The sequence below is a fragment of the Paragemmobacter kunshanensis genome (genome assembly GCF_011059185.1).
Lineage (GTDB): Bacteria > Pseudomonadota > Alphaproteobacteria > Rhodobacterales > Rhodobacteraceae > Paragemmobacter > Paragemmobacter kunshanensis.
Genome location: NZ_JAALFE010000047.1, coordinates 1 through 9042 on the forward strand (window position 1 = coordinate 1; position 9042 = coordinate 9042).

The window sequence follows — 9042 nt, forward strand, 5'->3', positions numbered from 1 at the left end:
GCCTTCAACACCATGTTTTATATAGGAAATATAATGGTCAGGACAGCGAAATCAGCGCCTTACTTGGGAAATGTGGGATTGGATGAGCGGAAATGAGAAAGATCAACGAAATCATCGTCCACTGCTCGGCAACCCGCCCCTCGTGGATGGCGGACAAGGGCATTGAGGAAAAGCGCGACGAAATCAAGCGCTGGCATGTCGTGGATAACGGATGGCGCGACATTGGCTATCACTACCTGATCGACAGGGACGGCCAAACGACGCGGGGCAGGGCGCTGGAAGATCAGGGCGCGCATACCCAAGGCCACAATGCGAATTCCATCGGCGTCTGCCTGATCGGCGGGCATGGATCCTCGGTGAATGACGAATTCCTCGCCAACTTCACCGACGAACAGGATCAGGCGTTGCGGGTGCTGATCGACAGCCTGCAAACCCGCTTCCCGTCCATCAAGAAGGTGAGCGGCCACAACGACTATACCGCCGCGAAAGCTTGCCCCGGCTTTAAGGTGGCGCGTTGGATGGCCGGGAAGCCTGCGGCCAAGCACCTGATGGCTTCGACAACCATCCAGGCATCGGCGGCGCAGCTTGGCGGCAGCGCTGCGGGCGTGTGGGGGGCTGTGACGCAGCTTGAAGGCACCGACAGGACGCTGGCCCTTGCCTTCATCGGGATCATCGTTCTGGCAAGCCTATGGATCGCGCGTGAACGCATCAAGAAGTGGCTGATGGGGGTGCAATGATCTGGTTTCTCCGCAACTGGCAACTCGCCCTGCTGGCCGCGCTGGCCTTTGCTCTGGGCGTCATGGGCATCCGCTCGGCAAGCCTGTCGGGGCGGCTGGATCGCGCGAAGGCAAAGGCCGCAGGGCTGCAACAAGAGGTGAAAGCGCATGAACTCCGCAACGACGTTGAGAACCGTATCGCTGCTGATCGTGGCGATCCTCGTGACAGCCTGCGTAGAGACTGGAGTGAATAGCTGTGCGGGGTGGAAGCCCATCCGGCTGGCACCTTCCACGATTGACGCGCTGACGGATCAGGACGCGCGTGAAATTCTGGCGCATAATTCTTTCGGCAGAAAGCAAGGGTGCTGGTAGGGCGCGGCCCGGACCCACGGCTCCGGGGTAGGTAGGCCTAGCCTGCGGACGTGGGTTTTACCGCATTTCCGCGCCCTGAATGGGATATGCCCGAGCCTCACGGCCCCTTTAGTCCGAGCGGCAAACGCCACCCCAAAGACACAGCGCCCAATCCTGCTCTGGATACCACACCACGCGACAAAAGAAAACCCGCCGGGACCGTAGTCCGCAGCGGGGGGCCGTTGGGCGAACCATCCGGCGTGGCCCGCTCTGAATACCACAACTCACCGAAAGGGTAAACCATGCCCATGAACCTTGGCCTCGGCTTGGGGCTGTCCCGACGTGCCGTTGCGTCTGGCGGCGGCGGAAACGTCGCCCCCGTCATTACAGGCGTTCCCACGATCAGCGGCACTACCGGGCTGGGTGACGTTCTCACCGCTTCCCCGGCCAGCGTCACCGGGACGCCTAGCCCCGCGCGGACGTGGCAATGGTATCGGGATGGGGTGGCGATCAGCGGCGAAACCGCAATTACGTATACGGTTGTCGGCGCGGATCAGGGCCGCGATCTGACGGTGGAGCAGATCGAAACCAACGTCGCGGGCAGCGACACGGCAACCAGCCTCGCCACGGCCATTCCGTCGCTTGATCCGGCCACGCTCAGCCCTACGGCATGGTTCCGTCCGAACGATACCACCTCTGCGCTGTTCACCGAAAGCGGCGTTCCTGCTGTATCGCCTTCTGTCGGCCAGACTGTCGGCCTGCATTTGGACAAATCGCAAGCTTATGGCCTCGGTTCGGAGCGGGTGACAAACGGAAGCATCACCACATCCTCCGGTTGGACGTCTTCCCAAGGGGCTACGACGGTTAACACGGGCGCAATCGTGATGACTTCCACGCCCACGAATACCCAAGTCACCAACGCCGCCACGACATATACCAGCGGGCGGATTTATCGGATCACCTTCACCATTTCCGGCTACTCGGCTGGCGCTGTTACCGTGCAGCTTTCCAACGGAACATCTGCCCCAGCGGTGACGTCTTCCAGCATCAACGCCAACGGGACATACACCATTTATCTGCTGTCCAATGGCAACACGACGCTTCGTTTCCTGTCTTCCGGCACAACCACGCTCACCATTGATGACGTGTCCGCCCGCGAAGTCTTGGGCAACCATGCAATTCAGGCCACCGCAGGAAGCCGCCCGACGCTGGCCCAAACTGGTGGCGGGGTGGAAAACCTCACCGACGATGGCGGCGATAGCCTGAACTGGACGGCCCCAGCCGGGACTTACACAGTCAAATATGTGGATACCGCAGCCGCCGTTACCACGCTCACCAGCCAATCCCTGAGCGGGACAGTGGACATGCTGCCGGTCTCCGGTCTGGTCGAAATCATCTACATCAACCGCGCCCTCACAACAGACGAGAGCGACGGGTTGGATAACTACCTGGAGGACGTCGCAAACCCTTAGCATCCCCCCCTAGCTTTCTAGGGGGGGTCTGGAACGACGAAAGGCTTTGGCACGATATAAGCGAGTGGGATGAATAATGCCGACATATGACAACCTTGACGGACTGGAAGAAGTCCGGGGAAAGATCAACCGCGCAATCACGCGCACCGATGCGGCGGCGGTTGTGGATGACGTGTCTGGATTGGCCGCGCTGACATACACGGCGGATCAATTCTGGACAGTCGCGCCGGGTGATTATGTCGTCACCGCGAAGGAAGGGTTTTCCTATCTCGTCGCGGCGTCGGACGCCTCTGATCCTGACATTACCACGGCAGGCGGCGCGAAGCTGAACCTGTTGCCGAATGAAAACGGGGAATACAACTTTCGCGGCATGCTCCCTGCGGCAAACGGATCGACAGATGATTACGCTAAGTTTGCCAAGCTTCTGGCGAAGTCAGCCACCGATGGAACCCCGCCGCTGATTTATGTTCCATATGGCCGCTACTATATGGGCCAGACGATCAACCTGAAAACCCCTGCGCGGATCAGGGGGGATCATTCCGCTTTCGGCGCGGATCAGGTTTGCGAACTGATTTTCCCGGCATCGACTGCTGGGATCATCGTAAACCGCTTCAATACGCTGAACGCTGACACGGTGGCTGATAGCGGCGGCGCTGATGGCGCGCAGATTATTGGTATCCGGTTGACTGGTGGGCGCGGGGATGCCTTCGATGAAACCAAGTCCGGGATATGGATGCGGGCGCGGGCGCGTATTCAGAACGTCACGACATATGGTTTCGCAGGACACGGCGTCTATGCGGGGGCGGGTTCTGACGGGAACCCGTATATGGGGAACTGCAACCTGTTTTGGGTGGAATTCCTCTACACCGAATTGAACCGTGGGAACGGATTTCATGCAGAAGGCACAGATGCCAACGCTGGTAACGTGCTGCACGTCAACGCCAAGAATAACGATGGGTGGGGCGTTTACGAGGATAGCTTCCTGAACAATACCCACATCGGGCATCACACCCTAGATAACGATCTAGGTAGAGAAACCTCTGATTCCCCCGCTTTTTTCTCGAAGCAGACAGGGGCAGGCACGTCACAGTCTAAGATGAACGCGCCTTCTACCGTCTCGCCACCGACATTCGAAAGGGTGAGCGATACCTGCCGCAGATCCTGATCCAGAGAGTAGATAAGGGTTGGCCCCTCGCGAAGGTCACTCAGGTGCTGGCTGAAGAAGAAGCTGATAAAGCCGAGGGACAAGCTGAAAAAGACCGGTGCCGCCAACTTGAAATACTTGCCCACGCCAATCTCTCCAACTTGAAAGTTTCCTTTTTTCGAAGCTCAATTCGCGGAATTTCGCGAGTCCCTTCGATCTGCATGCGGGTTGCTCGGTACTCCACCGGTGGTAGAGTGTACCCATGACAAATCTTCTCGGTACACATCCGAAGCAAGTGAACCTTTGTTATATCAGTGCCCTTCATTCCGCCGCCGTCAAAGACTACCATTTTTGAGCGGCTTCTCCAAAGCCGACTTTGGATCGAGTACAGCGAAAGCCTGCTTCGTCCGCCTTGCAGTCATCCGTCGCAGTCCTCATTGTGCGGGGGCAGCGAATGTCGGGTTCGACGGGCCGCACCGCAGCATCGGAGGCGGCGGCGAATGTCTGCTAAGGGCCGAAAGCCGGCACTGCTACTGCCTCATGTCTCCGAGGCCCAGCTCATCCCACATCCAACCGAAATCGTAGTCGGCCATCGGCGATCCGACTTTCTTCGCGCTGGCGTTCTCCAGGTATTTCAGCCACTCCACGACCTTCTTCCGTCCGGCAGCTGTGCGGACGGCCTTGCGCGGCGTCTTGTCGTCCAATGCCGGGAGAGGCTGGTCCAGCGTTTCGCGATAATGGCGATCCAGGTGTTCCAGAGTGATCTGGCGTAAGGTCTCGGGCGGGACCTCATCCGCACCGTCGAAACTCTCGTCCGTCTGGTCTTCCCGCTCCCGCATGAGCTGCTCTACAGTTTGGATCTTGGTCAACGGCGGACGCAGCAGATCGCCGGTGGCGTCCTTGATCAACGCCTCACCGCGAAGCGCGCGTTCCTCGGAGTTGACCTCGAGGATCAGGGCCTTGCCCTTGATCTCGACAGTTCCGAGCACGGTTCCGCCCTCGGTGAGGGTTCCGTAAGCCAGCCCCGCCTTCTTCTTCTGTGCCTGTCCTTTCTTGTTGCCTGTCTTGGGGGCCAGCCAGTTCCAGAGCTTTGCCCCTGCCGGCTCCAGTCCGGTCACCTTGTCGAGCGCGGCGACCACCTGGCTCTGCAGCACCCCTTTTGCAAAGGGAAACCGAAGCTGGTGAAAGAGCAGATCTTCGCCATCTGTGTTGGCTAGCTGCGGCGACTGCGGCTCCAGGATGCGTGGCAGTTCGGTAAACAGCCACGCCGAACTGAACAGGGGAGCACAATTGCGCAGTTGCTCCTCCGTCAGCCGAAGCTCCTGCGACTTTCGCAATTGCAGAACATCACGCAATCCCTCGAATAGGAGATCTGTCGCCTCCTGTGAGAAAGGCAGCAGCCCTCCAGAGATCACATGATGATCCCGAACCGGAACAATCCGAACGGCGATCCGGTCCCACTGCTTCAGTGATCGTGTGGCGCTCTTCTCGCGCACGGTCACCGGCTCTGCCCCTGTCAGAAGGTCCCGCAGCTTCATGGAGGTCCCGGGTTTCACGTCAGTGACCTCGTGAAGACTGCCATGGGCATCGCGCAGGCCCTCGATGTAGGCGCGGTTCAGGACCTCTTCGGACCAACCGCGACGCTTGAGGTAGACATCGATGATATTCTGTCCGTCGGGGTCCCACCGGCGTGACAGAAAGTCCTCAAAGGCACAGCCCCAGATCGTCCAGGGCACCTGCTCGCCCAGAAGTTCTTCCAGGTCTTCGAAATCGAGCTCGAACTCCTCCATGGCGGGGAGAAGATGCTCATCCAGCACCGAGGCGAGCCGCTCTCTCCAGACATCATCCCGTTGCGAAAACCGGATCAGACGGCCGAGATCATGTCCTTGCTGCACTGGCGCTCTCCTCCGTGACGAGACTGCGTGCGATTGGTAAAATTTCCAGCAGCTCACCACAAGCAATTGGTGATCGAAGCCGCCGCCCTCAGCGTCCGCTTCGTGCCCACGCTGCACCGTCGCCGCAGCGCGATCGGATACAACGTCCCCATTGCAGTGCATTATTCCGATGGCGTCACCAGCCCGCCATCGTGAAACAGCCGGGAAATTCCAGCTTCCGGCGGTCCAAGGTTGGGGCTCAGAGCACAAACCCGCAGACTCTCGTTATGAACGAGAGACCAGCCGAGGGCAGGTCACAAGCGTATGATCCTGACTGTCCTCTCTTTTGGATCGTTGCAGACCCACCTTGACACATCGATACCGCCGGGGGGGCACAGCATAAGAGCCCCTTGAACGGGTCGCTTTCTTCCATGCGGGCAGAGTAGGCCCACGGACAGTCGACCTCAAGTCACCTTCCTCTGACATTGCTGAAGCGTGCGCTATCTCAAAGTCATAATTTTCGACTTTTATGTGCGAATATTTCTGTTTTGCAAATGATTGGATTTGGTGAACACTCCATGATGTGGATCACGCGATACCACGGGGCCTGACTTCTCCCGCGCCCAGAAACCACACGTCAACGCTAGTCGCGGTGTCTTGACGGGGCGGTAGAAGACGAAACTTGTCTTAAACAGGAAGGTAGACAACATGAGAATAAACATCTCCATTATTTCCATTGCGTTGGCACTCTTTGGAATGCAAGGCGCCTTCGCCCAAAATCGTGCGGAAATTAGCGTGGGCTATTTTTATGAATGGCCGATGCCGTTCCAGTATGCCCGTGTGAAGGGAATTTACGAAGAGGAAATGGGCGTCAAAATCAACTGGGTGAAATTTGACACAGGGGCTGCAATGAGCGCGGCGATGGCCGCTGACGCCATCCAGATCGCCGTCAGCCAGGGTGGGCCGACCTTTGCCGTCGCAACCTCGGCAGGTCAGGACCTCAATATGGTTGATATTGCAGTCAGCTATTCCGAGAACGAGGGCTGTGTCATCCGTGAAGAACTGGGAATTGATAAGAGTAACGCGGCGGAGTTGGTAGGTAAGAGAGTGGCGGTGCCACTGGGAAATGCCGCACACTACAGTTTCCTAAGTCAGTTGGAGCATGTCGGCGTCAACGTGGCAGACATGATCGTCGTGGATATGGCTCCCGCCGAAGGTGCCGCGGCACTGTCACAGGGATCCATTGACATGGCCTGCGGCTGGGGTGGTGCGTTTGAACGCATGAAGGAACACGGCGATGTACTCATGACCGGTGCCGAAAAAGAGGCAGCTGGAATCCTCATCTTCGACGCAACCACGACTACAGAGAGCTTCGCTACTGAAGACAGTGAACTGCTGGCACGTTTTCTAGAAGTTACCGCCGAAGCCAATACAATGTGGAACAGCGGCGATCATATCACGGAAATGTTGCCTGTTATCGCCAAGGATGCCGGCATGGATGAAGAAGATGCCGCCCAGGCACTTTCTCGAATGGATTTCCCCACCATTACTGAACAGTTGTCACCGAAATGGTTTGGAGGAGGCGTTCAAAAATACCTGACAAAGGTTGCTGCAATTTTTGCTGAGGCTGGCAGCATTCCCAAAGCTCTGCCGAGCTACGACCATACGATCAATACTGGTCCTCTCGAAGCCGCAGGAGAGATTTAGGTTCAGGGGTCTCTGTAGAGTTGCTCACGGTTTCGGTTGGCGACCTAGTTTCCATCATCGACTTCAAACAGGTAGCAGTGGCTGCGGAGGCGAACGAACAACACGGGTGCGACTAAGTTCGCGCCCGCTTGTTCCAAGTGCGAATAAATTCAAGGGTGTGTGGGGCCGGATGTCGACACTTTCCATCAAAAACCTGTCCATGTGCTTTGACCTTCCCAACGGTAGCTACGTGCAGGCACTCAAGGATGTTTCGCTGGAGATAGACAGCGGTGAACTTATGAGCGTTCTGGGGCCCTCGGGCTGTGGCAAGACGACGTTGCTGAATATTCTCGCAGGGTTCCTCGCTCCAACGGAGGGTCGCGTGGCGTTGAATGATTGCGCTGTGACCGGCCCGGGCCCCGAGCGTGGAATGGTCTTTCAGCATGGTGCGCTTTTCGAATGGATGAGCGTGCGGGACAATGTGAGCTTCGGACCGCGGATGGCGGGCGCTAAGAAAAAGGATTATATGGGCAACGTAGACCACTTGCTTGATGTGGTGGGCCTCCGGGATTTCAAAGAGAAGTCAGTGTATGAGCTTTCGGGCGGCATGCAGCAGCGCGTCGCCTTGGCGCGATGCCTTGCGAACGAGCCCGACGTGATCCTGATGGACGAGCCGCTGGGCGCGCTGGACGCACTTACTCGAGAAAAAATGCAAGGACTTGTGCTCCGCCTATGGAAGGAAACCGGGAAGACCATAATCCTGATTACCCACTCGGTTGAGGAAGCGCTGCTCTTGGGGGAACGGCTTCTGGTGATGGCGCCGCGACCTGGGCGCATCCACAAGGAATACCGCCTTCCCTTTGCCGCGGCGGGTGTGGGGAATGATCTCCGGGTTGTAAAGCGTGATCCAGAATTTGGAGAGAAGCGCGAGGAAATCCTGTCTATGATCTGGGACATGGAAGAAGAGATCATGGGCCGTGCCGAAGGGGGCCAAGCATGATCGTTCTGCTCATCTATATCATAATTTTTATTGCAGCATTCATTGTCGTGCGCCTCGGGATTCGCCGAATGATGGTTCGCAATGATTTCACCTCGCTCAAAACCGTAACCTTTGGTGACGAGAGTGCGGTACGACCAGATAGATGGGCTAGTTTTTTTTCAGTATTCGTACTCTTTCTACTTTGGGGGGCGTTTACCGGCTCGAACTGGGTGCCAATTCACGCGCCAGGACCATTTGTCGGAAACACGAAATTCACCTATACCATGGAAGCACCAAATGGCGTACGCGATGACGCCACCGTGTATGCGCACGTCTTTCCTGAAGGGCAGACGGGGAATCCGCAAGAGGTGGAGCCAGGTGCAGGTTTTGCGAAGAACGATTCTATTGCCGTAGCGGCATGGCGCTCATACCTTGTGCGGATCGACAAGAACGATGAGATCACCCGTGAAGACGGCGCCCGGGTTGTTGAGATTGACGGTCAGCCCGTGTCACTGGGAAGCCGGGTGGAAGTTGACCACGGGACGGTGACGGTCACATCAAAGGGATCACTGAGCTTTGCGCCTTACGCAGGGATGCAGATGGAGCCAATCTGGCTCCCTTCGCCAGAGATGGTGGTGGCCCGCATTGTAGAAATCTCGATCCAAGGATATCAGCCGACATTCCCCAAGTGGCCTGCCGCTTGACTTCAAGATCGCCTGATTTTGCTCGCTGGGCAAGCGTTCTTCGCCCCGAGCGGTGTCTGTCGTCGCGCAAACGGCCGAAGTCGGGTGGATCAAGCCTCGAACCCGCAGCATTCTGG

General features: G+C 57.7%; 8 protein-coding genes. 7 read left to right on the top strand and 1 reads right to left on the bottom strand.

Annotated features, from left to right (window positions below):
* Positions 1-92: 92 nt before the first annotated feature.
* The 4 genes from G5V65_RS20930 to G5V65_RS20945 all read left to right on the top strand — a co-directional run bounded on the left by G5V65_RS20930 (position 93) and on the right by G5V65_RS20945 (position 3704).
* Entirely contained in the window at positions 93-737 is a 645-nt protein-coding gene (locus G5V65_RS20930) for an N-acetylmuramoyl-L-alanine amidase (protein WP_165054373.1), read from the top strand.
* Positions 734-970 carry a hypothetical protein gene (locus G5V65_RS20935; protein WP_165054376.1) on the top strand — a complete coding sequence of 79 codons (237 nt, stop codon included), beginning with the start codon at positions 734-736 and terminating at the stop codon, positions 968-970. Before G5V65_RS20930 ends, G5V65_RS20935 begins: the two co-directional genes overlap by 4 nt.
* 399 nt (positions 971-1369) lie before the next feature.
* Entirely contained in the window at positions 1370-2539 is a 1170-nt protein-coding gene (locus G5V65_RS20940; protein ID WP_165054379.1) for a hypothetical protein, read from the top strand.
* A gap of 76 nt (positions 2540-2615) precedes the next feature.
* Positions 2616-3704, top strand: coding sequence for a hypothetical protein (locus tag G5V65_RS20945; protein ID WP_165054382.1), 1089 nt, complete (start codon positions 2616-2618; stop codon positions 3702-3704).
* 509 nt (positions 3705-4213) lie between these two features.
* On the opposite strand, the gene G5V65_RS20950 is transcribed toward G5V65_RS20945, so the two are convergent.
* Positions 4214-5578, bottom strand: coding sequence for a hypothetical protein (locus tag G5V65_RS20950; protein ID WP_165054385.1), 1365 nt, complete (start codon positions 5576-5578; stop codon positions 4214-4216).
* Between the two features lie 687 nt (positions 5579-6265).
* Between G5V65_RS20950 and G5V65_RS20955 the strand changes: the two genes are divergently transcribed.
* From G5V65_RS20955 to G5V65_RS20965, 3 genes are all read left to right on the top strand, one after another.
* Entirely contained in the window at positions 6266-7264 is a 999-nt protein-coding gene (locus tag G5V65_RS20955; RefSeq protein ID WP_165054388.1) for an ABC transporter substrate-binding protein, read from the top strand.
* Positions 7265-7433: 169 nt separating this feature from the next.
* Positions 7434-8243, top strand: coding sequence for a taurine ABC transporter ATP-binding protein (locus G5V65_RS20960; protein ID WP_165054391.1), 810 nt, complete (start codon positions 7434-7436; stop codon positions 8241-8243).
* Positions 8240-8926, top strand: coding sequence for a hypothetical protein (locus tag G5V65_RS20965; RefSeq protein WP_165054394.1), 687 nt, complete (start codon positions 8240-8242; stop codon positions 8924-8926). The genes G5V65_RS20960 and G5V65_RS20965 overlap by 4 nt, the downstream gene beginning before the upstream one ends.
* The last annotated feature ends 116 nt before the right edge of the window (positions 8927-9042 follow it).

What these genes read in the sequence shown, in the direction of transcription:
- G5V65_RS20930 (WP_165054373.1), top strand. Translation starts at nt 93, where the DNA reads ATGAGAAAGATCAACGAAATCATCGTCCACTGCTCGGCAACCCGCCCC.
- G5V65_RS20935 (WP_165054376.1), top strand. Translation starts at nt 734, where the DNA reads ATGATCTGGTTTCTCCGCAACTGGCAACTCGCCCTGCTGGCCGCGCTG.
- G5V65_RS20940 (WP_165054379.1), top strand. Translation starts at nt 1,370, where the DNA reads ATGCCCATGAACCTTGGCCTCGGCTTGGGGCTGTCCCGACGTGCCGTT.
- G5V65_RS20945 (WP_165054382.1), top strand. Translation starts at nt 2,616, where the DNA reads ATGCCGACATATGACAACCTTGACGGACTGGAAGAAGTCCGGGGAAAG.
- G5V65_RS20955 (WP_165054388.1), top strand. Translation starts at nt 6,266, where the DNA reads ATGAGAATAAACATCTCCATTATTTCCATTGCGTTGGCACTCTTTGGA.
- G5V65_RS20960 (WP_165054391.1), top strand. Translation starts at nt 7,434, where the DNA reads ATGTCGACACTTTCCATCAAAAACCTGTCCATGTGCTTTGACCTTCCC.
- G5V65_RS20965 (WP_165054394.1), top strand. Translation starts at nt 8,240, where the DNA reads ATGATCGTTCTGCTCATCTATATCATAATTTTTATTGCAGCATTCATT.